The 23,682-nt window shown below is 72.2% G+C and carries 15 protein-coding genes; 3 read left to right on the top strand and 12 right to left on the bottom strand.

The genetic code is table 11. From position 1 onward, the window contains the following. Positions 1 to 100 precede the first annotated feature (100 nt). The 5 genes from ACZ42A_RS22915 to ACZ42A_RS22935 form a co-directional block, all read right to left on the bottom strand. Positions 101 to 367: a DUF4235 domain-containing protein gene (locus tag ACZ42A_RS22915; protein WP_468529108.1), complete on the bottom strand. Its 267-nt coding sequence runs from the start codon at positions 365 to 367 to the stop codon at positions 101 to 103. Positions 368 to 372: 5 nt separating this feature from the next. After that, positions 373 to 729, bottom strand: a complete 357-nt coding sequence (locus ACZ42A_RS22920; RefSeq protein WP_468529109.1) for a DUF3618 domain-containing protein — start codon at positions 727 to 729, stop codon at positions 373 to 375. Next, on the bottom strand, positions 726 to 1,097 hold the full coding sequence (locus tag ACZ42A_RS22925) for a phage holin family protein (protein WP_468529110.1): 372 nt from the start codon (positions 1,095 to 1,097) through the stop codon (positions 726 to 728). Before ACZ42A_RS22925 ends, ACZ42A_RS22920 begins: the two co-directional genes overlap by 4 nt. A 158-nt stretch (positions 1,098 to 1,255) precedes the next feature. After that, complete coding sequence (locus ACZ42A_RS22930) at positions 1,256 to 2,410, bottom strand: FUSC family protein (protein ID WP_468529111.1); 1,155 nt, start codon at positions 2,408 to 2,410, stop codon at positions 1,256 to 1,258. A 92-nt stretch (positions 2,411 to 2,502) separates the two neighbouring features. Beyond that, positions 2,503 to 3,495: a phosphotransferase family protein gene (locus tag ACZ42A_RS22935; RefSeq protein WP_468529112.1), complete on the bottom strand. Its 993-nt coding sequence runs from the start codon at positions 3,493 to 3,495 to the stop codon at positions 2,503 to 2,505. A gap of 262 nt (positions 3,496 to 3,757) precedes the next feature. On the opposite strand from ACZ42A_RS22935, the gene ACZ42A_RS22940 reads away from it, so the two are divergent. Further along, positions 3,758 to 3,937: a hypothetical protein gene (locus ACZ42A_RS22940; RefSeq protein ID WP_468529113.1), complete on the top strand. Its 180-nt coding sequence runs from the start codon at positions 3,758 to 3,760 to the stop codon at positions 3,935 to 3,937. Between the two features lie 111 nt (positions 3,938 to 4,048). Here the strand turns inward: ACZ42A_RS22940 and ACZ42A_RS22945 are convergent, their stop codons facing one another. Beyond that, entirely contained in the window at positions 4,049 to 5,650 is a 1,602-nt protein-coding gene (locus ACZ42A_RS22945; RefSeq protein ID WP_468529114.1) for a TROVE domain-containing protein, read from the bottom strand. A 470-nt stretch (positions 5,651 to 6,120) separates the two neighbouring features. Between ACZ42A_RS22945 and ACZ42A_RS22950 the strand changes: the two genes are divergently transcribed. After that, positions 6,121 to 11,529 (top strand): CHAT domain-containing protein, encoded by a 5,409-nt coding sequence (locus tag ACZ42A_RS22950; RefSeq protein WP_468529115.1) that lies wholly within the window; start codon positions 6,121 to 6,123, stop codon positions 11,527 to 11,529. A 44-nt stretch (positions 11,530 to 11,573) separates the two neighbouring features. Here ACZ42A_RS22950 and ACZ42A_RS22955 read toward each other — a convergent pair whose 3' ends face one another. The 5 genes from ACZ42A_RS22955 to ACZ42A_RS22975 form a co-directional block, all read right to left on the bottom strand. Beyond that, positions 11,574 to 11,846 (bottom strand): hypothetical protein, encoded by a 273-nt coding sequence (locus tag ACZ42A_RS22955; protein ID WP_468529116.1) that lies wholly within the window; start codon positions 11,844 to 11,846, stop codon positions 11,574 to 11,576. Next, a complete protein-coding gene (locus tag ACZ42A_RS22960; protein WP_468529117.1) occupies positions 11,846 to 13,927 on the bottom strand; it encodes a CHAT domain-containing protein in 2,082 nt (693 codons plus the stop codon). Before ACZ42A_RS22960 ends, ACZ42A_RS22955 begins: the two co-directional genes overlap by 1 nt. 189 nt (positions 13,928 to 14,116) lie before the next feature. Further along, positions 14,117 to 14,905 (bottom strand): hypothetical protein, encoded by a 789-nt coding sequence (locus tag ACZ42A_RS22965; protein WP_468529118.1) that lies wholly within the window; start codon positions 14,903 to 14,905, stop codon positions 14,117 to 14,119. A 373-nt stretch (positions 14,906 to 15,278) separates the two neighbouring features. Next, positions 15,279 to 19,601 (bottom strand): nSTAND1 domain-containing NTPase, encoded by a 4,323-nt coding sequence (locus ACZ42A_RS22970; RefSeq protein WP_468529119.1) that lies wholly within the window; start codon positions 19,599 to 19,601, stop codon positions 15,279 to 15,281. After that, positions 19,598 to 19,987 (bottom strand): CU044_2847 family protein, encoded by a 390-nt coding sequence (locus ACZ42A_RS22975; protein WP_468529120.1) that lies wholly within the window; start codon positions 19,985 to 19,987, stop codon positions 19,598 to 19,600. Before ACZ42A_RS22975 ends, ACZ42A_RS22970 begins: the two co-directional genes overlap by 4 nt. 223 nt (positions 19,988 to 20,210) lie before the next feature. Between ACZ42A_RS22975 and ACZ42A_RS22980 the strand changes: the two genes are divergently transcribed. Then, entirely contained in the window at positions 20,211 to 21,008 is a 798-nt protein-coding gene (locus ACZ42A_RS22980; protein WP_468529121.1) for a GNAT family N-acetyltransferase, read from the top strand. A gap of 5 nt (positions 21,009 to 21,013) precedes the next feature. On the opposite strand, the gene ACZ42A_RS22985 is transcribed toward ACZ42A_RS22980, so the two are convergent. Continuing rightward, positions 21,014 to 23,080 carry a SpoIIE family protein phosphatase gene (locus ACZ42A_RS22985; protein WP_468529122.1) on the bottom strand — a complete coding sequence of 689 codons (2,067 nt, stop codon included), beginning with the start codon at positions 23,078 to 23,080 and terminating at the stop codon, positions 21,014 to 21,016. Between the last annotated feature and the right edge of the window lie 602 nt (positions 23,081 to 23,682).

The raw sequence follows: 23,682 nt of genomic DNA on the forward strand, positions 1-23,682 counted from the left end.
CAATCGCACAACACGGCACTACCCCCACCCCCCCCCCCCCCCCCCCCCCCCCCCCCCCCCCCCCCCCCCCCCCCCCCCCCCCCCCCCCCCCCGCCGGTGGTCAGCCGGGCCAGGTGCCGGTCACGCCGCGGGCGGCGGTGGCTCCGGCGCGGTCCACGATCGCCTTGACCGCTGCGAAGATCGCCCCCTGGAGGGTGGCGGCGAGCACCACCTCACGCCAGGTGCGCTCCTCGTCGGTGGCGTCCGGGGCGTCCTGCTCGTGGCCGAGCATCTTCCACGCCTGCTTGAACACCGCTCCCGCGAGCATGCCGCTCACGGCACCCAGCGCGAGTCCGACCGGCTTGTAGGCGATCTTCGATGCCTTCACCGGGGTCACCCCTTCCGGCGGCAGGCCGCCCACACCACCACGGCCGCGCCCGCGGCCGCCAGCAGCAGCGTGCGGTTGTCCCGGGTCAGCCGGGACCCTTTGGCCGCCCGCTCCCGGACCGGGTCGGGCAGCTTGTCCTGGACGTGATGGGCCATGTCGGAGGCCCTGGCCTTCAGGCCACCGGCCTTCGTCGCGGTCCGTTCCCTGACATCCGAGGCCTTCTCCTGGGCGCGCGTCTTCACGTCGCCCTTGGCGGCGAGCGCCTCGACCGTCTCCCCGAGCTCGGCGCGGGTCTGCTCCACCTGCCGGCGCAGCTCCTCCGTGCTCGAGGCCGGCTTCTCCTCGCGAGGCGGCTGAGTCATCGCTGTGTGCTCCCCTTGATCTCGGCCACATCGGCCTTCACGTTCTGGATCGCCTGCTCGGGCATGGGCGGGGCCGCGCGGGCGACCTGCTTCTTCCCGCCGAGCGCCATCACCGCGGCGATCAGACCCAGCAGCGCGGTCACGATCAGCGCCGCCGCCCACACGGGCAACGGCACCGCCAGGGCGGCGATCACCGTGGCGACCAGGGCCTGCAGCATCAGGAAGCCGACGACTCCGGCGCCGCCGAACAGTCCGCCTCCCTTGCCGTAGCGCTTGCCCTTCTCCTTCATCTCGGCCTGCGCCAAGCGCAGTTCGCCGCGTACCAGCTCCGTCAGCTGCTGTGACGCACGCTGGACCAGCTCGCTCACCGGCTCCTGGCCAGGCTCGTGTGCCTGCCGGCTGGGAGCGGTGCGATGCGACTGCGTACTCGACACGGCGATCACCTCCCATCCGTCTCGTTCCTGTGTCGCCTGCGCGAGTACCCCCGAACGGCCGACTTCAGGGGCGCCGGCCCGGTGCGGAACGGTCAGCTCCCCACCAGCTGGCCGGCCAGGCGGCGCGCCTGGGCCAGCAGCGTGCCGTAGACGGCCAGCGCGTCGGGATCGTCGGGCACCGCGCGGGGCAGACGCCGGCGCAGGTCCTCCAGGGTGCGGTCCAGCTCCTCGACCACCTCGCGCAGCTCCTGGTCCGCCCGCCGGTCCCGACCGCCCGGCGCGAACCGGCTCGTGGTGTACAGCCGGATCGCGTGGGCGCTGCTGTGCAGGAAGGCCGCGTACGGCTCGGTGAGGTGCGGGCCCGGCCGGGGCTGCGCGCGATCGCCGTCACAGGCCTCCAGCACCGCCCGGGTGACCCCCGTGGTGTGGACGGCCACGTAATCGAGGACGGTGACCGCGTCGTCGTAGTCCTGCCCGGGGGCCGCGAGCGCGCGCCCGCGGCGCCGGGGATTGACCCGCAGGCTCTCCCGGCTCCAGCCGACCGCGGAGCGGGCCTGATCCACCAGCCGGCCCAGGCGCAGCGCCCGCTCGTGCAGCGCCCCCGCCGCCCGGGCGTCCCACACACCGGAGACCAGCCCGTCGGCGACCGCGTCGAGGATCTCCTGCGCCTCCCCGGCCGCGTCCTCCAGCGCGGCGCGCGTACTGCGCAGATACACCGGCGGCCGGACCAGCGCGTTGACCGCGATGCCGACGACGGCACCGAACACCGCCTCCGCGATCCGCGCCGCCGACGCCGTGACGGTGACCGGCTCACTGGTCAGCACGAACAGGGCGCCGGTGGCCGCGTACACGCCCTGGCTGCCCAGACGCCGCCAGTTGCCCAGCAGCACGGCCGCCGGGAGCACCAGGGCCATCGCCGCCATCGGGGAGTCCAGCAGGAGGGCGGCGCCGGTGGCCACGACCGTTCCCGTGGCGATGGCAGCCACCTGTTGCAGCCCGTGGGCGATCGACCGGTACACCGTCGACTCCACCAGGACGATCGCCACCCATGGCGCGACGAACGCCATCGGCGCGTTCAGCCACCAGCCCGCCACCGCCCACGCCAGGCACGCGGCCAGCGCGGCCTTGCCGGCCTGCACCGCCAGGTCCCGCTCCCGGCCCGGCTCCGCCCAGGCCCGGCGCACCGTGGCTCCCGCCGCCCCGGCGTGGCGCCGGGCGGCCCGCACCGCCCGTCGTATCCCCTCCATGCCTGGCAGGTGCCACCCCTGCCGGGATGAATGCCGCCTGTTTCGCCGCCTGCCCCAGCGTCCTCGCCGCCTTCTCCAGCACCTTTCGCCGTCTACCCCAGCGCCCGGAGCGCGGCGACGGCGTCGGCGAGGGTACGGCGGCCGAACGCGACCCGGTCGGCGCCGAAGCCGCGCGGACCGCACTCGACGACGAGCATCAGGCCCAGGTAGAGGTCGTACAGGGCGAGGCGGTGACGGAAGGCCGGCGTGAAGTCGAGACTGCCGCCGGCCTCGGTGTACCCGGCGACGAGGTCGCTGTCCGGGCCGGTGTCGCCGCCGAAGGCCAGGGAGACCAGCTCGGCGGCCGGGTCGCCCCAGAACGCCCGCTCATGATCGATCAGCCCCGTGATCCGGCCGTACGCCCCGTCATCGGCGACGTCGACGAAGATGTTGCCCGGCCACAGGTCGAAGTGGACCAGCCGGGGCTCGGTGACCTCGTCGAGCGCGTACCCGCCCTCCGCCACCAGGGCGCGCAGGCCGGCGGGCGGCACATCGAGCGGCGAGTGCCAGCGCTCGGCGTCCTCGAGCAGCGCGTCCACCATCGCGGTGAACGCCGTCCGCCAGTCGGCGGCGGACAGCGCGGACGCGGCGGCCGGGTAGCCGAACCGGCCGTCCTCCGGGGCGAGGGTGTGCAGGCGCGCGGTGATCGCGCCCAGGTCGCGGCGCAGCGCCGCCTCGGCCGCGGGCGCCAGCCGGGCCGCCGCCCTGTCCCACCCCGCGCCCTCCAGGACGGAGACGACCAGGAACTCCTCTCCAGCGTGCAGCAGGGCGGGGGTCGGCACGCCGCCGTCCGGAAGGCTGGTCAGGCGGCGGTAGACCATGGCCTCGGTCGTCATGATGCCCCGCTCGTAGCGCAGGACCGCCGCGTCGGCCGGCGGTGCCAGTTTCACGACCGCCGGCCGGCCGTCGTCGAGCACCACCCGGTAGGCCGCGTTGAACCAGCCGTCGGTCAGCTCGCCCTCCAGACGGCATCCCATGCCGGTGGAGGTACGCAGCAACGCGTCGAGCTCGTCGGGGGACACGCTGCGCTTGGTCAGGCTCTGCATGAACACGCTTTCCGAGACGGGGCCTTGGGAGCGCTCCCAGAATGCCGGTCGGCCATCCTCACGTCCAGGGTCAGGCGGCCGAAATCATGCGCTGCTCAGACCACAGGCACATGGCCAACGAGGCGAGCGTCATAGTCACGGCCTCCCGCACTCTGCACCGCGGCGACCCGGTGTCGGAGATACTGATCATCGTCGACACGGACAACCAGCCGACAGTACACGCCGTCACACCACCCGGCACGACCCGAGAAAGCAGATCCCCTTGTTCCAGGAGACCCCGATCTACAGCCGCCTCGTCGCCGAGCGGGGCGACATCCCCACCCAGGTGAGGGGCGAAGCCGAACGCATACTTCGCGAGCTGGAATCCGTGATGCGTGCCGCACCGGGCGGCCCTCTGTCCGGCCTGCCCGCCCAGCCGCACTTCCCGCGCCCGCAGCGGTGACGCCCTCCTGCTGAAGCACCAGGCCGGGCTGTCCGTTGACCCGGCGCTCACTCCCTGACGATGCCGCGTACCACCCCGTGGGCGGCGCGGCTTCCCGTGACGTCGTTCGGATCAGGCCGGATCAGCGGTCCACGGCCAAGCGGCCTCGCGGCCGGCCTCGATGAGGCCGACCATCCGGAACGCGGCGTCCGTGAGGCCGCCGAAGGTGTGTCGATGGGGGCCCGTGGGGCCGTGGGCGGGCCGGTACCCCGCCAGGTTCCATGTGTAGACCGGGATGTCGGCAGGGACCGGTTCGGCCGGGCCGCCGAGGCCGTAGGGGGCGGCCTGCTCGTCGGTGACGATCAGGACCCGGTCGTGCTCCCGGTAGTGGGTACGCACCGCCTTCGCGGTGTAGGTGCCTCCGAGACTGTGGAACCGTTTCAGTACCTCGAGCACCGGCTCGCCCGGCTCGAACGGCACCTCTTTGCTGTTCCAGCCGAACTCCACCAGATTCGCCTGCTCGGCACGCATGGCCAGCGCGGTGCCGAACACGGCCGCCGCGTCCGCCCGGGTCAGCGTGGACCGCTCGGAGACGGTGTCCCAGAACATGGAGTCGGACCGGTCCACCAGGATCAGAGTCCGGCCGGGCAGGCGCGGTACGTTGGCCAGGGAGTGGCCCAGCGCCCGTTCCAGCGCGGCCGCCCAGCGCTGCGACGGCGCGTGCCGGTGCGCGGCCAGGTAGCGGAAGGGGAACTGCCGGGACCGGGCGACCTCGGAGGCATCCGAGAGCCGTGCGGCGACCCGGGCGGCGACGTCGTCCGAGACCCCCGCCTCGTCGAAGTTCCGCAGGTTCCGCAGGAGTGCCATCGGCGCCATCGTGGGGATGACGGCCTCCCAGACGGCAGCGTCCATCGGTCCGTGGAGCCAGCCCGCCAGAGCCTCCCACGTCATGCCCGCCGCGGCCAGCCGCTCGGAGCCGCCCGGCCCGGTCACCACGGCCCGCCGCTCGTCCACGGGCGTCTCCATCAGCGCCCGGTGGGCGTTCAGCAGGTGGTCGGAGGCCGGCGGAACCGCCCGCTCCGGGTGGTGCCGGCGGTCCAGGGCGTACCGGAAGAGCGCGCCCTGCCAGGGCTTGGCCGGGTCGGGGGAGGCGTGCACCAGATTGAGCACGTCGCCGAAGCGGAAGCCCTTGGAGGCGGTGTCGTACTTGAGCAGGGACCGGGACGTGTACAGGCGGCGTACGCCGTCGGCGATGCCCCGCTTCACGGGCTGCGGCACGTTCCGCCCGTACACCGAGACCCAGTAGGCGAGCAGCTCGCCGGGCTCGTCGGCGCGCTGGAGCACCGAGTCGATCACGGACCGGTTGGATGGACCCGCGGACACCCCCGCCTCGAGCCGGGCCCGCACGTACGCGGCGGCGCCCACCAGGGACGCCGTCCGCATGTTGCCCTCGGAGCGAAGCCAGCGCAGCAGACGGGCCGTCCACACGGGGTCCTGGACGGCGAGTTCACCGACGAGACGGGTGAACCGGTCGTCCCGCTCCGCCCCGCTCTCGTAAAAGGTCCGCTGGGAGACAAAGTTGGCGACCGCGAGGAGGAAGAGCTCCTCGCGGGGCTCCCGGACGAAGGCCGGACCGCCCTCGTGGGTTTGGAAGCCCCGCCCGGCGGTCCCGTGTCGGAGTCGTGGAGGGGGCACGGAGCGGGCGGCCGCGGAGACGTGCGGGGCCACGAGCATCTCGGACCAGATCTTGGAGACGCGTGGGGTGTAACGAGGCAGCGAATCCCCCCGGATTCAAAGGATCGGACGGCCCCGGCCAAAGGCTCTACGGGGCGAAGACGTCCGCGCCTTCCGAGATCAAAGTGGCGGCGGCGTCACTTGGTTGTCAGAAGGAAGTAGCCGCAGCCGAGCGCATCGAAAGGCGCGGTCGCGATGTCAACCTACAAGGCCCACTAGTCCGCACACCACTGATTAACTGGCTCTGACCCGCAACGACGTCACCCAGCCGCTGCCGCTGTTGGACAAGGTTCCTGCGGCCCCCGGGGATCTGGTGGCGTTCGTAGGGGAGCGGGGCCGCACCGGGCAGGCGGAGACATGCCGGCGTCACGCCCCGGGGTCTCGACGTCAGGCGGTTCCTCCCCGCATGGTCGTGGGCAGGATCCCGTGTACGGCCGGGTGGGGGCTGTTCCTGACGGAGGAGCGGTGTGATGCGGCGGATCCTGGCGAAGTTGCTTCTGCGGCACTGGGTGCGCCGGGCCGAGCGGGGGAGCGTCTCGGCCATGTGGCGGATGGCGGAGCTCCATCACCTGAACGGTCAGCCCAGTGAGGCCGAGATGTGGTGGCGCCGCGCAGCCAAGGCGGGCAGCAGCGGGGCCGAGACCCGCCTGGGGGCCTCCCTCTACGCGCGGGGCCGCACAGCGGAGGCGGAGGCATGCTGGCGTCGCGCGGCAGCGGCGGGGGATGCGAGTGCATGGAACAATCTCGCGTTGCTCGCCGCAGAGGCGGGTGACCACGCCGAGGCCGAACGCCGTCTGCGGCATGCGGCGGAGGCAGGGAGCCCGGCGGCGCGGGCCTCTCTCGGCGCGCTGTCCGCGCAGCGCGGTGAGACGCAGGAAGCCGGAAGGTGGTGGCGCCGCTCGGCGGAGGACGGTGACACCGCCGCGATGCTCCGCCTCGCCGCGATGGCCATCAGCCACGGCGACGCAGCGACAGGGGCCCGGTGGACGAACCAGGCCATCGCCGCCGGCGACACCGACGCACTCCTGTTCAAAGGCCTTGCCTGCCGGGACGCCGGTGATGACGAAGGGGCCCGCGTCTGGCTGGCCAGAGCCGCTCGCGCGGGCAACCCGGATGCGATGGTGCACCACGCTGCCGAGCTGATCCGGCGCGGCAGGCGGGGGAGAGCACGGCGGTGGCTTCGGCGGGCCGTCGGCCTGGGAGTGCCTCAGGCGATGAACGATCTCGGCTCCCTGCTGCACCAACAGGGCGCCGGACCACAGGCGGAGCGCCTCTGGGAGGCCGCCGCTGCCGCCGAGAACCCCGACGGCATGTTCAACTTCGGATGCGTGCTGTACCAGCGCGGCCAGGAGGCGGAAGCGCAGCGTCTGTGGAGCAAGGCCGCGGAGGCCGGCGTCGTCCCCGCCATGAACAACCTGGCTGCGGTGCTGGCGCAAGGCGGTGCCCCCGACGACGCGGCCACCTGGTGGCGGCGGGCCGCTGAAGCGGGCAGCCGGACGGCCGCGGACAACATGGCGACGATGCTCAGCCGACTCCCGCGCGAGCGACTGGACGAGCCCGGCTCGGCCCGGCTGCTCGGCCAACTGCTGGCGTGCTCCGACGAGATGGCCATGGACGCGGTTCTCGCCGGCGCAGCGAGCGTATCGCCCGGAACAGTCGCGTCCTGGTGCCGCGATGCCCTGGCGTGCGAGGACCCCGAACGGCGTACGCGCCTCCTGCTGGCCATCGAACGGACGGTGCTGCACGCCCACGGCGACGAGGCACAGGCCCAGTACCTGCTGATGCTGGGCCGGCGGCTGGCCGAGCAGGAGCTGTTCCGGGACGCCATCGCAGTGCTGGAGCGCGCTTCGGCGGTGTTCGCCCGACTCGGTGACGTGGGCATGCAGGCGTACTGCCTGTCGCGGATCGGCCTCGACCACGAGGACCTGGGCGAATTCCAGGAAGCCGTCACCGTCTTCGAACGCGCGGCGGAGCTCTTCCACTCCGTCGGTGATGTACGCGGGGAGGTTCTCCAACGGGGCAGCATCGGCATCGTCCATGGCCGCAGCGGTCATCCCGACCAGGCGCTCGCGATGTTCCACACCGCGGCCACACTGGCCAGGAACGGCGGGCTGGCCGAGGAGGAGGCCTCTTACCTCCAATGGGCCGGTGACACCTATATGACGCAGCAGCGCCATGCCGACGCCGCCGCTGCCTTCGAGCGGGCCCTCGCCATCCACCGCCGCCGCGGCGACCATGCGGCGTGCGCATCCGTACTGAGGGAGCTCGCCCGCGCTGAGCAAGCGCAAGGGCATGTCCGGCGCGCGGTCGAACGGCTGGGCGCCGCTTATGGAGCGTACGCCGCCGGCGGTGACTGGGCGGCGGCGGTGGCGGTCGCCGACGAGTGGGCGGCCGTATGCCGCGCGAACGGCCGCGATGGGCAAGCGGCTGCGGTCGACCGGCAGCTGATCGACGCCGCGAACCGTCTCGGCGGCCAGGAGGCCGCACTGGCGCTCTTCGCCGCGGGGCGGCGCCGGCGCGAGGACGGGCACCACGATGCCGCGATCGCGGTACTCGACCGCGCCAGGGGGATGTTCATCGCCGCAGGCGACGAGAGCGGGGCCGGTGCCGCCCTGCACGAGATGGGTCTCACCCATCTGGCGGCCGGCATCTACGGCGATGCCCTCGCGCGGTTCGAGGCAGCGGCCGCCGCGCAGATGGATCCGGCCCAGCACGCCGCGGCCCGTTGGATGAAGGGGAGGTGCCTCCTGGCGCTCGGCCGCGCCGATGAGGCCACCCGCGTCCTGGAGGAGCTGGCCGACTCGGTGACCGGCGGGGCCAGCGTGGGCGCCATGCTCGAGCTGGCGCGGCACAGCCGGCACACGGGCGACCCGGCCGCCGCGTCCGCATGGCTGGCCAGGGCGGCCGAGGCCGACGACACCATTCCCGCACCGATGCTTGCCCTCGTCGCGATCGAGATGTCCGAACTCGCGGAGGACGGAGACGACGACGCGGAACGCCGGGTCCTGCTGCTCTCGGAGGCGCGCGACCTGCTCCGCGGCGCCGGCCAGGAGTACGCCGCATGGACGGTCACCGTCCGGCTCGGATTCGCACTGGCCGACCTCGGTGACACGCGGGCGGCGGTGCGGTGTCTGCGCGCCGCGACGGACGCCATCGCACAGCTCTCACTGCAGGACGGGATGACCGGCACGGTCGAGGACCCGGTGCAGCTGAGCATCGTCGCGGAACACACCGACGATCAAGGGCTCCACACCGACCTGCTCATCAGACTCGGGGAGCAGCACATACTTCTCGGCGACCACGACCGCGCCACCACGGTTCTCCGCGAGGGCCTGCGGCGGGCACAGGACGCGCGGGACATGAGAAGGCAGGCCCAGCTGCTGGGCCTGCTCACCACACTCGAGAACGAGGACAGCGACCTTCCACGCGCCCTGACCTCCGCGCAGGAGACCCTCCGCCTCGCCGAGGCCGCCGACGACCGTCTCATGATGGTGGTGGCTCTCATCCAGACCAGCGACCTGCACAGGCGCGCCGGGGAACTGGACCAGGCGCTCGCGGACGCGCACCGGGGACTCGGCATCGTGGAGCGTGCCCCGCTGTCCGTGGGCCGGTCCGAACTGCTCCATGTCCTGTGCCTGGCGGAGCGGGCCGTCGGAGACCTCCCCGGCGCGCTGGCACACGCGACCGAGGCCCTGGCGATCGTCCGCGAGGAGGGCGGTGCGGAGGGTGGCGAGGCCTCCCTGCTCGGGGCGGCGGGCCTGATCTGTGCGGACATGGGACGGTGGCCCGATGCGCTGCGCCACCACAACGCGGCTGCCGATGTCGCCAGGGCCGCCGGCGACAAGGTGGTGGAGGCCCAGGCCATCGGCAACCGAGGCAACGTGTACTACCAGCTGGGGGACCTGGACCAGGCGTACGCCGATCAGCGCCTCGCCCTGGCCATGCTCGACGAACTCGGCGCCGGGAGCCGCAGGGCAGGACCGCTGGCCGATCTCGCGCTCGTCCTGTGGGCGCGAGGCGAGGTGGAAGAGGCGCAGGCGTTGTTCGAGGAGTCGCTGCGGCTGGACGCCGCCATCGGCGATCGCCGCGGCGTCGCCGTCACGCTCGCGAATCTGGGCAGCCTCGCGATCGGAGCGCCCGAATCCGCCCGGAGGCTGTACGAGCAGGCACTCGCCCTCTGCCGTGACATCGGCTATGTGAAGGGTGAGGCCATACAGCTGTGCAATCTCGGCGTCACGTCCATGATGCTGTCGCGGTACGAGAGGGCGCACTCCGAGCTGTCGGATGCAATCCGTCTCCTGGCCGCCGGCGAACCGGCACAGCGAGCCCTGGCCCACTACAACAGGAGCGCGGCGGCCGAGGCGATGGGTGACGCACACGGCGCCCTGGAGGACGCCTTGGCGGCCAGCGACCTGGCCGAGTCGGTGCGCCGCGAGTTGATGGCTCCGTCCCACCGGGACACGTTCGCCGCGAGGCTGGGGCTCGAGGTTCACGACCGAGCCATCGGGCTTGCCGCACGCGCCGGCCTCGCGTCACTGGTCTGGACACTGATGGAGAGGGCGAGATCACGGTCGTTGGTGGAGCTGCTGGGATGGGGGGACCTGCCCCGTCCGGCGGGGGTCGCACAGTCACTGCTCGACCGGGAACGCTCTCTGCTCGACGAGGCCAGGCGCCTCACGGACGCGCTGCGCACCGCCGTCGACGGGCCACCCCGGCGTCGCGCCGAGGGCCGGCTGGCGGCTGTCGAGGAGCAACTCCGCTCGCTCTGGGAGGAGATGTCCGGCCAGGCACCGGAGTACGTCGCGCTGCGCAGGGGTGAGCCGCTCGACGAGGTCGCCATGGGCACCGTGATGACAGCCGGACCGGCCGCGACGACGGGATTGATCGAGTTCTACACCCTGCCCGGGGAGATCGTCGTGATCGTCATGCGCAGCGGTTGGAACGAGCCACGCTGTTACCGGGTGGTGGCCGACGCGCGCGCCTACCTGCCCGGCCTCAGGGCGGAGATCGACACGTGGGTGGGCCGTGGCCGGGAGAGCACTCCTTCCGGACCCGACTGGCGCGATCTCGCCGAGCCGCTTCTCGGACCAGCCGTCGCCGCCCTCGGTGACGACGTGGAGCTGCTGCACCTCATACCGCACGGCCCCTTGCACCAGTTGCCGTTGCACGCGCTCACGGTCGACGGACGGGTGCTGCTGGAGCGGTATCCGGTGGCGTTCGCGCCCAGCGCCAGTGTGCTGGGCCGGCTCCACGCCCGGGGCGTGCCCGAGGCCGGTCCGTCACTGGTTCTCGGATATGCGGCGGACCGACGCGATCGGGAGACGCTGGAGGGGGAGGCCGACGACGTCGCCGCGATCTTGGGGGTGCGGGCTTCGAAGGGCGAGCAGGCCGTCGGCGCGGCGCTGCGGAGCCACGCGGAGGGTGCCGAGGTGCTGCACCTGTCCTGCCACGGCCGGTTCGACCCGGATGATCCTCTGCGCTCCGGGGTCCTCCTCGCCGATGGGGTGCTGAGCGCACGGGACATCATGACGATGCGGCTGAGCACAGGGCTCGCGGTGTTCAGCGCCTGTGACACCGGAGTGAGCCATCACCGCCACGGCGACGAACTGGTGGGGCTCGCCACCTCCTTGGCGAGTGCGGGCGTGCGATCCTCCCTCCTCAGCCTGTGGGAGGTCGACGCGCAGGCGACGCGGACCATGATGCGGCTGTTCTACCGCCATGTGACCGCCTCGCCCCGCCCGACGGCCGCCGACGCTCTGCGTCAGGCGATGCTGGACCTCCGGGCGACCCCAGGGTACGAACACCCGTACTTCTGGGCCGGGTTCATGCTGACGGGCAGCGGCGGCCCCATAGGCGCGGCGCCGAGTGGTCGCGGCTGAACAGTCGCGGTTGAGTAGCGTGGCTGGGCAGTGGCGGCCGAGGTTCAGTCGCCCATCCACCTGTCGGTCCGTTCGGTGCCGCCGAGCCGGAGGCCGACCAGGAGGTAGGCGAAGAATCCCACGGCGAGTCCGATGGAGTAGGCGGCGAAGAGGCCGGGATCGGGGTAGAGCGCCGTGACGACCCCGCCGCCGACGACGCCGAGCACGGCGGCAAGGTCGGAGAGGGCGGAGGGGCGCTCCTTGCGCCTGAGTGTGCGGTACGTGATCCAGCCGATCACCAGCCCGAAGCAACCGGCGCCCGCCAACTCGAAGACCATTACGTTCTCTCCTCTGCCGTCACCGTGGTGCCCAGTCGGAGCGCCGCCGAGCAGTAAGCCGTGTAGGCGAGGCCCAGCAGATTCCCCTTGCGGAGCAGGCGTATACGTGTCGCGTGCAGTGCCTCACCCACAGTGACACCCTCATGGAGGCGCCGCCAGAACTCCTCCCCGAATTCGGCGGCCAGTGCCTGGTGTACGACCGTCTCCGTGCCGATCACCCCTGCCGCGTACACGTCGGCGAACGCGTCCACGAAGCCGACCAGCGATTCCGGTCCGATCTCCACGGTCTCGCATCCGTTGATGAACACGAGGGGCGACGTGTGCGTCCAGTGGCCGACGGGCCACACGCCTTCGGCGAGCGCCTGTACATCCACCGGGGTCAGGCGCTCACCCCGCCCGAGCTCGAGGTGCAGGTCGGCGTGGGGAGGGCGTCTGCGGCCGTGGCAGTAGAAGTAGACGAACTGCACGTCCGGCCGTGCCAGTTCGGCCACCATCCGCTCACGGGAGTCACACGCGTCGACCGGGAACACCGCCTTCAGCGCTTCGACGTGCCGCGCCGTCAGCGTGCCGTCGAGATCGAGGCTGTATCCCATCACCATCCGCGGTCCGTCGGCACCCGCCGCGATCACCAAGGGCAGCGTGCGAGCCGAGGGCATGGAGGGGGGCTGCTCGATGAGGTGGCGGTAGCCCCAGAAGCCGAACGGGCACACCGTGTTCATCCGGTGCCCCGACTCGTGCGGGCACCGGTTCACGACGTGGTCGGGGGCGTCCCGGTCGCTGTGCCACTCCTCCACCACCGGACAGATCGTGTGCGCCTCCGGTCGACCGTCCTCCAACGGCATGTCGTACACCGCCGCCCACGGGAACACCAGGTTGCTCGTTCCGGCACGCGCGACCTGGAGAGTGGCGGGTTCACGCATCAACCGCTCGCGCAGCAGCCGCCGTCGCTCCGGCTGTCCGGACAGCAGCAGCGTCCACAGCCGGCGCCCCAACGGCGCCAGACGGAGCAGGTCCCGGGCGAAGTCGTGCACGCTCTTGCCGTTACCCGGGTCCAGTCGACTGCGCAGTCGCGGCCTGCTGCCCAGCCTTCCTCCGTACTGCTCCACGTGAATGTCGCGCAATGCCTCACGGACGGCCTTCGACGCCCCACTCATCTGGTCCTCGGTGAGACTGAAGACGAACGGTTCACCGATGTCCCCGTCCACCACGATCATGTGGGTCCCGTGGCCGGCCGGCCGGGTCATCACATTGACACTTCTCGGCGGGAGCCGATCGATCGCTCGCAGACCCCCTGACAGACTGAAATCGATCTCGGCACGGCACCCGGAGCCGAAGGACTCCTCGGTGTCGATCCGCGCGATCACCCGTTGCGACTGCATCAGGTTCCGGCCCGAATACACCCCCAACCACAGCCACGCACGCCCTGGAGCAGCCGGCGCCACGACCGGGACGTACAAGTACGCCGCACGCTCCTGCGGGGCGCACGTATGTCCGCGCTCGGGGGCGCAGGCACACACCCAGCTCGGCCCCCGGGAGGGCAGGAAGAGCCGGTGGGCGACGACCGGCACATGGAAGTCGTCGCTGACGACCAGCACGGACAGCCAGGTGCCGCTGTCCGTAGGGGGCAGGTGGTCGTCGGGGAAAGGCTCGGGATGGTCGAGGATGCTGTCCGGCGAGAGCCTGCCGATGTCCACCCTCAGCGCGTAGTGCACCGCGGAGCCGAGATTCGTCTGCCGACCGAGCGGTGGTCCGGCCGGCTCCCGGACGAAGCATGTGTTCACATGCCGGAAGGGGGCCCCGTCGATGCTCCGCTGCTCCGCGGGCAGCCACTTCGTCGTACGGCCGGAAAATCCATCGAGTTCCGACAGCAATTCCCTGAAACGCCGCTGCGCCCTCGGGTGCGTCACCAGCAGGGCGTCCACGAGCGCCGCTTTCTGCACCTCGCTCAGCGGGTCCGCCTCGATCTCCTGGATTCGGCTGGCCAGGGCTTCCGTCAGCGCGGGCGCCGCCGCGGAGTCGACCAGCCAGGGCAACTCCCGCAGAAGGGAACGGACGGCCGCCTGCAGAACACTCCGATGCATCCCCGTTCCCGTCCAGCCGCGCCGCCAGTTCCTCAGGTGAGCCCGAGGTTAGTGCGGCAAAAGCCCCTTCGCACAACAGTGGGCGGAACTGCCGGAAGCCGGATCCGGAGGAGCCGGAGCCGGGACGCCATGCCCCGGTCGCGAACTCCCGTCGCCGGGTTCCGGGCCCGTCCCACGGCCCGCGTCGGGTCAGCGGAGCTTGGTGGGGTCGAGGATCTGGTCGGGCGGCGGCGGGGTGGTGTCGACGGGCTTGCCGTGGTCGGTGAAGGAGACGTCCATGGGCTCGTCGCCGCCCGTGACCGTGATTCTCAAGGTATGGGGCTTGCCCTCCTTGGCGACGTAGACGGTCGTGGTCTCGGCCATGGTCCTTTCGGCGAGCACGGCGGCCGGCCGGCCGTCCACGGTGGTGTCGGCTTCGCGGGTGGGGTTACCGTCAGATGCGAGGCTCAGTGCCTCTATCTGGGTGTGGAAGCCGTCGCACATGCCCCCCAAAGTCTCCGACATCATTTTGGGGGGCTTGATCCAGCGGCCCTTGAAGAGGGCGACCATCTCCTCGGTCTGTTCGGCCGTCATCCCGCGGCTGAAGGAGGTCCGCCAGAACTTCTCCTCGGCCTTGACGTAGACGAGGGAGCCCTTCTTGATGAGGTGCATGGTGCCCATGGACCTGCGGCTGACCGTGCCGTTGCAGGAGCCGTGAACGTCCACGGCCAGGTCGATGTCGATCTGTCGACCGTCGCTGTTGAACTTGCCGGTCCAGCGCATGCTCGAGGCGTCCTTGAAGGCTTCTCGCGCCTGGCGGTCGATCTCCTCGGGCGTCATGGTGTCGAAGGGGTGCTTCGGCTCGGCCGGGCTCTTGGTCGCCGGCGCGGTGTTCTCCGCGTCGGCCTCGGTACGGTTCGGGCTGCAGCCGGTGATGACCACGGTGGCGGCGGCGCACAGCAGCGCGGCAGCGGTGCGGTGGGTGATGTGGTGCTTCACGTGCGGGTTTCCCTTCCCTGTCGAACCCGCTGACTGTATGCGGTCAAGGCATGGCACCCGCAAGGGATATCCGGCGGCCGGCCCGCCCACTGGTCGCGTGCGCCACGACCTGGCGTGCCCTGAACCACGCCTGACTCTCCGCGGGTTGCGATCCCCTCGCGCGAATCCACCACTGGCGGACCCCCGCGCCGCTCTCGTCGCCGGTGGTGTGGAAGACCTCTGGACCGGCCGCCAGTTGCTAACAACGAGCAGACAAGCCGACAGTCACATGATCAACCCGCTTTTGTTAGAGCCAGTAACGCGCGGTCCCGACCTCGGCCCCCTGCCTTCCGGTGCCGACGGCCGCCCGGCAAGGGGATCCGAAAGAAAGGCCCTAGCTCCCCTCCGGGCAGATCCGCCCCGGCAGCTCCGACGGCAGGCTTCGGCGCTCGTCCTCTGTCAGGTCACGGCCGAGGACGTCGCACAGATGGCGTTTCCAGAGGGACGGGTCGAGCCGGAACAGGTCCATTCCTCCGCCCTCCACCCGCCGCAGCACCGTCTTTCCGTCCGCCGAGAGGGAGTAGAAGACCTGGTCCTCCACGAAGTCGTAGGAGTCGAGGCGGTTGAGGTCGGTGAAGTGGAAGAAACGGACGGAGTTGCCGTTGGCGACGACATACGCGGAGTCGCCCACCGCCCTCAGCTGCGCCTGGTCCTCCCGGAGCGCCGGACCGAGCGGACCGAGCACCCGCCGCGGCGCCCGCCCCGGAGCCACCGACCACCCCTCCAGCAGGCCACCCGTGGTCGCGACGAGCGCGTACCGCCCGTTCCTCGTGAAGGAGCCGGCGATGAAGTCGTCGCCGAAACGGGTGCGCAGCGACGGGTTCTCCTTGCCGGTGCGACGGTCGACGGCGTGGACGGTCGGTTCGCCGCTCACGCTGACCAGCAGATGACCCGGCGTGGGGTGCGGCCGTACGAAGAAGTCCGGCGACGGCTGCTCGGTCAGCCCCAGATCGCGCGCGTCGATCGTCTTCTCCAGCCGCAGCCCGTTGCGGGCGTTCCACTGTTCGATGCGGCTGCCGGAGACCGTCAGGAGTTCGTCGTCGTCGATGAATCCGACGTACGGCGGACCGGTCTGGCCCAGCACGTTCGGCGGTGGTGGCGCGGTCTTGATCTCCGCGACCCGGCGCAGGGAGGGCAGGGAGCGGATCACCACCCGGTTGCCGGGGACCAGGTCGGCTAGAAGTGTTTCGGAGCGGTTGACCTGGATCCGGGGCGGGGGTCCGTCCAGCGGCCTCGGGGACGGTTCGCGGTCGGCCTGGTGGAGGATCTTCAGTCTTCCGCCGGTCAGCTGCGCCCTGGTGTCCGCGAGGGTCAGGCGCTCTCCGTGATCCCCCTGGTGGGCCAGCATCCTGTCGCCGTTGTCGATCAGCACCGGCGGACCGACGACGTCGAAGACGTCCATGTCCATCGGCCGGGCGACCACCGCGCTCTCGTCCCACACCAGGGCGACGGGAGCCTCGCGGCTGCCCAGCAGCGGCATTCCCATGACGCTTCCGGAGGAGTGCCCGATGGTCTGCCGCGCCCCTCCGTCGCGGCCTGTGCCCACGAGGGTCCACTGTCCGTTCCCGTGGTGGATCGCGAAACGGCTGCCGGTCCGGTCCACCGTGATGTCGTCGCAGAGGGTGTCGAGTGCGGGCTCGTGGCGTACCAATTCCCGCCCGTCCGCCACACGTACGGCCCGGTACACGTCCGGAGCGCCCCCGGATCCGGTCTCGCAGACGACCAGGACACGGCCGTTCCCCGAAAGGCCGCTCCTGGGAACGTCCGTCGCCACGGCGACGTCACGTGCCAGGGTGCGCGCCGCACCGCTGCCGATGTCCACCGCGGCCAGGGTGAACCTCGCCCCGATCCGCTCCACGTCCCGCAGATGAGCCACCAGTGTGTCGGCGTCCGGACCGAACGACACGCCCTGCACATGCTCGACCCGAGCGGAAAGCCGCCGGTTGCTCCTCGTCTCCAGGTCCCACAGCCACAGCCGTTCGTCGTTCGACACCGTGACCACACGCCGGGCGTCGGGGGAGAAGCCGGCGATGCCGACCGGGGACAGCCCGGTGTTCTCGGCGCGGGCGGGGTTCTTGAACCCGGCGGCCGGGACGGTGTGCCTCGGGCCCAGCACCTTGTGCCCTGTGGGATCCACGTCGTGCCAGGACAAGTCGCCCTTCCGCGACGACAGATAGGCGATACGCCGCCCGTCCCGGCTCACGAGAGGGACTACGGCGTTCACCGCCAGCCGGAGATGGGTGCGATGCACCGTGCCGCTGGCCCGGCGCACGAACAAAGTCGCGCGCCCGCGCTCCGTCGTCACCAGGGTGACCGTGCCGTCGTCGCTGGTGGCCACCCCGCGGATCTTCCCCTCCGCGCCGCTCAGCATCCACTCCGCCTCCTTGAGCGACGCGTAACGGCGCATCAGCGCGCTGCGGGCCTCGCTGGTGGGCGAGATGTCGAACGCGGCGACGGCGGCCAGGGACGCCAGGCCGGGGTCCCGCGCCGACTGCTCGTCCGAGAGGTTGGCCAGCGCACGCGACCGGGCCTGTGCGTCCCGCTCCTCGCTGATGTGGGACTGGTAGACGAGGAAGGTGCCCAGTCCAGCGATGAGCGCGAGCACCACGGCGATGGCCGTCCAGCCGATCCGGGCCCGGGTCCGCCGGGTCCGCCGGCGCCTGCGGGCGTGCGCGAGGAAGTCCCGTTCGGCCGCCGTGAGTTCCCGCTCGCGCTGCCCGAGCCGGCTCTCCAGGACGCCGAGCTGGATCGGGCCGGGCAGCAGATCGGGGGACTTCGCGCCCCGGGTCCAGCGGTCGAGGTCGTGGGCCAGTTCGGCGCGGGTCGCGAGGAACCGACCGTCCGCCGCGACCTGCTCCCGCAGCTTCCCCCAGACCGTGATCAGCGCCTCGTGGGCCAGCTCGGTGGTCTCCGGTTCCCCTTCGTCGCCGTGCAGGACGAGCAGCCGCCGCTCGGCGAAGTCCCGGGCGATCGCCCAGCGCAGCTCGCCCGCCTCCTGCCGGGTGAGCCTGCGCCGCAGCGGGGTCTCGCTGCCGGGGAGGACGCGCACCAGGCCGGTGAGCAGCCCCCGGGCCTCGGCCTCGTCCGCTCCGCGTCCGCCGACGCACTCCGCCCAGACCCGGTCGGCATGCCGCCGGAGCGCACCCAGGACGCCGCCCATCTCCTCGTACGCCGTCGCGAGCAGCCGCCCGCCGGACCGCCGCTGCCACAGCTGTTCCAGGACGAATCCCAGCAGCGGCAGGACTCCCGGCTCGCCCCCGGCGTCGTCCAGGATGCGCTGGACGAGTCCGGGGTCGTACTCCACCGCGGGGACCCGTTCGACCGGCCTGGTGATCACCTCCGCCAGCTGTGCCCGGGACATCGGCGTGAGCGGCAGCGTCCTGCCGCCCCGCAGGGCCGGACCCAGGCGCGGGTGTTTCAGCGTCGCGTCCATGAAGTCGGCCCGCAGAGTGACCAGCACCCGTGGCCCCGCGCCCGTCCGCCGCTCGGGGAAGAGCAGTTCGACGGCCTCGGCCACCTCCGACTCCGTACGGTCCAGAAGGGCTTCGGCCTGGTCCAGCAGGACGAGCAGCCGACCGTCCTGGCCGCCGCGCAGCCGGTGCAGGGTGTCCGTCAGTCCGTACGCGGCGAGCCACTCCTCCACCTGGTCGACACCGCTCGCCCGGCGCGGGCCGCGGCCGCCGTCCCGGACGGCCTCCCACAGCTCGGTGGCGAGCGCGGCCCGCGGGGACGACACCTTGCCGGCGTCCACCACCAGCACCTCGTACCCCTCCCGCCGCATCCGGGGCAGCACACCGGCCCGCGCCAGCGAGGACTTGCCGCAGCCCGACGGCCCGTACAGGGTGACGGCCGCGCCGGTGCCCCGCAGGGCCGTGATCACCTCGTCGATGTCGTCGTCCCGCCCGAAGAACAGCGCCTCGTCGCGCTCCTCGAAGGCCACCAGACCACGGAAGGGGGAGGGCGGATCGACGACGGGGGCGAGGCCGGGAAGCTCCCGCAGCACGGTCCCCGTGTGCAGGACGAAGGCCTGCGAGTCCTGGCCGACCTGCGCCGCCACGACGAGTCCGACCACCGCGTTCAGCTCCTCGTCCCAGACGGGACCGCCGCTGAACCCCTGCCGGATGTGCGTGGTCTGGCCGTCCGCCCGGGAGAGCTGGAGCCATCCCTCACTCGTGCGCCCGCCGAGCCGCCCCCGGAACCAGATCTCGCTCGGCTCGCCGCCCGTGAACCCCACGGCGCGCGCCGGATGGTCCCAGACCTCCTTCGGCGACGCCATGGGCAGCGGACGCGCGGCGTCCGGAGCGGGGTCCGTCAGCCGCAGCACGGCGAGGTCCCCGGTGCGGTCGGCGCGGATCGGCACCCAGTGCTCGACCACGGCGACACCGCCCCCGGCACCGCCGCCCGGCCGTGGGTCCTCCTCCGCGAGCGGAAAGTCCACCCTCACCGCGGTGCCGGGGGCCACCGAGGCCTCGCGCGGCCGCTCCAGGGCGTCCGCCACCACATGGGCGCACGTCAGCACCAGATCGCGGGCGACGAGCAGACCGGCGCCACCCAGCGCGCCGTCCTCGCCGCTGATCCGTACGACGCCGGCGGCCGGCATCCGGTCCGTCCCACCCGGCGACGCCCCCGCCGTCGTCGTGGTGTCGCCGCTCGTCATACGGCGGCGCCGGCTCCCTGCGCCGGAACACCGGACGAGTCCTCTCTCGCCTGACTCCGGTGCCAGGTCAGGGTCACGGAGAAGTTGGCCGCGGTCGCCGTACTGGCGATCACGACGTCCGCCCCCGCCGACAGGGACACCCCGAACTCCAGCGTGATCTCGTCCGGAGCGCTCGCCAGGTCCCGGAAGCGCCCCACGAAGCTCTCCGCCACCGGCCGTACGGTGTCCAGCATCTGACCGAACGACCGCTCGGCCCGCGCCACCGAGCGGCCGCCCCGGCCCACCCGGACCAGCGTCTCGTCCACTTCACGGATCTGCACCCGGACCGCTGCGTCGCTCCCGTCGCCCAGGGGCACCTCCACCGTGTGGACGGGCCGATCGCTCATGACAACCTCCAATGTCGGGAGTTGGAGATCGTAGGGACGCGGTGGGCCGTCCGAGGGCCACTTCGGGTGCGCTTCACCCCTCCGGGGTGGCGGCGGTATCCGGCCTGATCGCCGCTCGCCGGATCACCGAACACGACAGCGGGCATGCATGAACGGTCGGGCCGGCCGGCGTCGTCGTGACGTCGGCGGCATTGCGGACCACACGGCGCTCAGGGGAGACACGGTGACGCACCTCGCGGACTCGATCGAATCGATGGAGCAACTCGCCACGGTCTGGCGGGCCATGGTGCTCGACCGGGACCCGGAGGCGGACGTGCGGGACCTTCCAGGCATCGCCGTCCGCTGGGCCGACTGCCGGTTCTCCTTCTGGAACTGCGTCACGCTGACCGACGTGGGGGCGGACGCCGCGCTCGCGGAGCGGCGTCTCGCCGAGGCGGCGGACATCATGCGCTCGAAGAAGCATCCGGGCTTTCTGTGGGTCTTCGAGGACCTCCTCGGCCCCGAGGCGCGCGCGGCACTGACGGCGGCGGCCGAACGGGCGGGCCTCGCCCACGCCTTCCCCGGCACCGGCATGGCCGGCGACCTGCTCCCCATCCCCGAGCCCAGCCACCCCGACCTGACGTTCGTCCGCGTACGCACCGACGAACACCTGCGCGCCTACGCGGACCTGAACTCCCGCGCCTACGGCTTCCCGCTGGAGGACGGCCGTGACGGACTCGCCGGCTCGGCGCTGTGGAAGAAGGACGTGCACGCCTACCTCGGGATGCGGGGCGACGTCCCCGTGACGTGCGCGGCGACGGTCGAGGCGGCGGGCCGCCTCTTCGTCGTCCTCGTCGCCACGGACCCCCGATGGGAGCGCAGAGGCTACGGCGAGGCCGTGACCCGCAAGGCCCTGTACGAGGGCGCCCGGGCCACCGGACTGACCCGCGCCACCCTGCACGCGACCGTCGCCGGGGCACCCGTCTACCCGCGCATCGGTTTCCGGCCGAACTCACCCCTGCACTTCTTCGGTCTGCGGTAGCCGCGTCACAGGGCCCGGGCGACGAGGAGGGCGACGTCGTCGTGGTCGTCCGGGTGGCGCAGGCCGTACAGCAGCAGATCGCAGGTCTCCTCCAGGGGCCGCCCCGGGTCGTCGAGGAAGCCGAGGAGGACGTTCAGACGGTCGTCGATGGGATGCTGCCGGGTCTCGACGAGGCCGTCGGTGTAGAGCACGAGCAGATCTCCCGGACCCAGCTCGGTCGTGGTGGTCTCGAACTGGATGCCGCCGACGCCGAGCGGTGCTCCGGTCGGCAGGTCGAGCAGGGTCGGCGCACGGCCGACGCGGGCCAGCGCGGGTGGCATGTGCCCCGCGTTGGCGATGCAGCACTGTCTGGTGTGGGGGTCGAACACGGCGTAGAGACACGTGACGATGTAGTGCTCGAGGTCGCAGGTGATCTTGTCCAGGTGCTGGAGCACCTCGCCCGGGTCGAGGTCCAGGTCCGAGTACGCGCAGGTCGCGGTGCGGAGCCGGCCCATGGTGGCGGCGGCGTCGATGCCGTTGCCCATGACGTCGCCGACGACCAGCGCGGTCTTGTCACCGTTCAGCCGGATCACGTCGTACCAGTCGCCGCCGACCTCGCTGGTGGCCTGCGCGGGCTGGTAGCGGGAGGCGAGTTCCAGACCGGTGTGGTGCGGGGGATGGTCGGGCAGCAGGCTGCGCTGGAGGGTCAGGGCGGTGTTGCGCACGCTCTGGAACCAGCGGGCGTTGTCGATGGCCACCGCGGCCCGGCTGGCCAGTTCACTGGCCAGGACGACGTCGTCCTCGTCGAACGGAAGCGGATTGCGGGTGCGCTTGAGGTCGAGGGCGCCGAGCACCTCGCCGTGGGCGATCAGCGGCACGGCGAGGTAGGAGTGGACCCCGGCCCGCGCCAGCATCGTGGCGGCCTCGGCGTCGCGGGCGATCCGTGGCAGATCCTGGTCGCCGACGTGCCGTACCAGGATCGCCCGTGCCGTGTGCACGCACAGCGTGACCAAGCGGTCGCCCTCGTAGGCGGCGAGGTCGCCGGGCGGGTCGGCGGCACGCAGCGCCACGGTGGGATGGGCCGCCTTGAGGGCGAGGGCGCGGAAGAGTTCCGGGCCGTCGTCCGGGGGGCGCTTGCGGCGGCAGGCGAGGGCGGAGTCCAGGACGTCCACGGCGACCACGTCGGCGAGTTCCGGGCTGGCGATCTCGGCCAGCTCGCGGGCGGTCTCCTCCACCTCAAGGGTGGTGCCGACGCGGGTGGAGGCGTCGGCGATGAGGGCGAGGCGGCGCCGGGCCCGGTCCGCCTCGGCGGCCGCCCGGTGCCGTTCGGTGACGTCGACGACCGACGTGGCCGCGCCGAGCACCCGCCCGCCCGGGTCCTCCAGGCGGTAGAAGGACAGGGACCAGGCGCGCTCGTGCTCGGGGTCGGACGGGGGCCGGCCCACGTGGTACTGGTCGAGCAGCGGGGTGCCCGTGGTGAGCACCTGACGCAGCGCCGACTCGACGGTGTCGACGTCGGGGAAGGGCAGGGTCTCGCGCAGGTGACGGCCGATGTGGTCCTCGGCCGGGATGCCGTCGATCCGCTCCAGCGCCGGATTGACCAGGAGATAACGCAGGTCGGGGTCGAGCAGGGCGAGCCCGATCGGGGACTGGTTGATCAGCCGCTCGCACAGGGCCAGGTCGGTCTCGACGCGCTGGAGCAGGGTGTGGTCGGCGGCCAGGCCCAGGGCGTAGACATCCCCGAGATCGTCGAGCAGCCGCATGTTGCGGAACTCCATCAGGCGGCTGCTGCCGTCCTTGTGCCGGACGGGGAAGGCGCCGGCCCAGCTCCGGCCCGTCTCCAGGACCTCCGTGAACAGCTTGAGGACCGCCTGGAAGTGCTCGGGGTGGATGATCAGCCGTGCCGCGGGCTTGCCCAGCGCCTCCTCCGCTGTGTAGCCGAAGAGATCCTCGGCCTGCGGGGTCCAGAACACGATGCGCCCGTCGGTGTCGAGAACCAGCGCCGCCACGCTGAGCACGTCCAGCAGGCTGGTCTGCTGGGGCGCGCCCGTGTCGTAGGGGTCACCGTCGGACGGGAAGGATTCGGCTGTCATCCTGGGCCTCCTGTACCGGCTGTGCCGGCCGGCAGGACGTGCCGGCCTCCGCCGGCATCGCCGCACTGCTGTGGCCGTCGGCCCTTCCATGCTCCCTCCGGGCCCCCGCCTTGCCCAATCCCGGCGGGCGGAGCCGTCCGAGCGGCGCTGCTGACCTGGGATGACGACGGGAGACCGACGAGGCCTGCGGCAGGCCGCCAGGCCCGACCGTCCCCGGCCAAGGGGCCCTGCCGGGGCATCCGGTCTTTCCGGCTCGCCGGCCCTCCCGGGTCAGCCGGTCTTCCCGGGGCATCCGGTCTTTCCGGGCTGGCGGGTCCTGCCGGGGCAGCCAGCCGTCCTGGGCTGGCCGGTCCTGCCGGGGCATCCGGTCTTTCCGGGCTCGCCAGCCCTCCCGGGCCAGCCAGCCGTCCTGGTTCAGCCGGTCCGCCCCGGCCAACCGGTTCTCCCGGGCCAACCGGCCCTCCGGTGTCACCGGTCCTCCCGGGGCAACCGCCCTTCCGCGCGCCGACGGCTTCCCCTCGCCGACTGGCCTTCCCCGCGCCGCCCCCCGCCTGCCCCGCCCGCCCGCACGCCCGGACGGCCTGTCTGCGGGGATTGTGCAC

The organism is Streptomyces sp. NPDC030838 (assembly GCF_055572035.1).

Excerpts from the sequence above, each read along its gene's own strand:
- ACZ42A_RS22955 (WP_468529116.1), bottom strand. The coding sequence starts at position 11,846 with ATGGTCTTCGAGTTGGCGGGCGCCGGTTGCTTCGGGCTGGTGATCGGC.
- ACZ42A_RS22930 (WP_468529111.1), bottom strand. The coding sequence starts at position 2,410 with ATGGAGGGGATACGACGGGCGGTGCGGGCCGCCCGGCGCCACGCCGGG.
- ACZ42A_RS22985 (WP_468529122.1), bottom strand. The coding sequence starts at position 23,080 with ATGACAGCCGAATCCTTCCCGTCCGACGGTGACCCCTACGACACGGGC.
- ACZ42A_RS22935 (WP_468529112.1), bottom strand. The coding sequence starts at position 3,495 with ATGCAGAGCCTGACCAAGCGCAGCGTGTCCCCCGACGAGCTCGACGCG.
- ACZ42A_RS22970 (WP_468529119.1), bottom strand. The coding sequence starts at position 19,601 with ATGACGAGCGGCGACACCACGACGACGGCGGGGGCGTCGCCGGGTGGG.
- ACZ42A_RS22975 (WP_468529120.1), bottom strand. The coding sequence starts at position 19,987 with ATGAGCGATCGGCCCGTCCACACGGTGGAGGTGCCCCTGGGCGACGGG.
- ACZ42A_RS22920 (WP_468529109.1), bottom strand. The coding sequence starts at position 729 with ATGACTCAGCCGCCTCGCGAGGAGAAGCCGGCCTCGAGCACGGAGGAG.
- ACZ42A_RS22960 (WP_468529117.1), bottom strand. The coding sequence starts at position 13,927 with ATGCATCGGAGTGTTCTGCAGGCGGCCGTCCGTTCCCTTCTGCGGGAG.
- ACZ42A_RS22945 (WP_468529114.1), bottom strand. The coding sequence starts at position 5,650 with ATGCTCGTGGCCCCGCACGTCTCCGCGGCCGCCCGCTCCGTGCCCCCT.
- ACZ42A_RS22950 (WP_468529115.1), top strand. The coding sequence starts at position 6,121 with ATGCGGCGGATCCTGGCGAAGTTGCTTCTGCGGCACTGGGTGCGCCGG.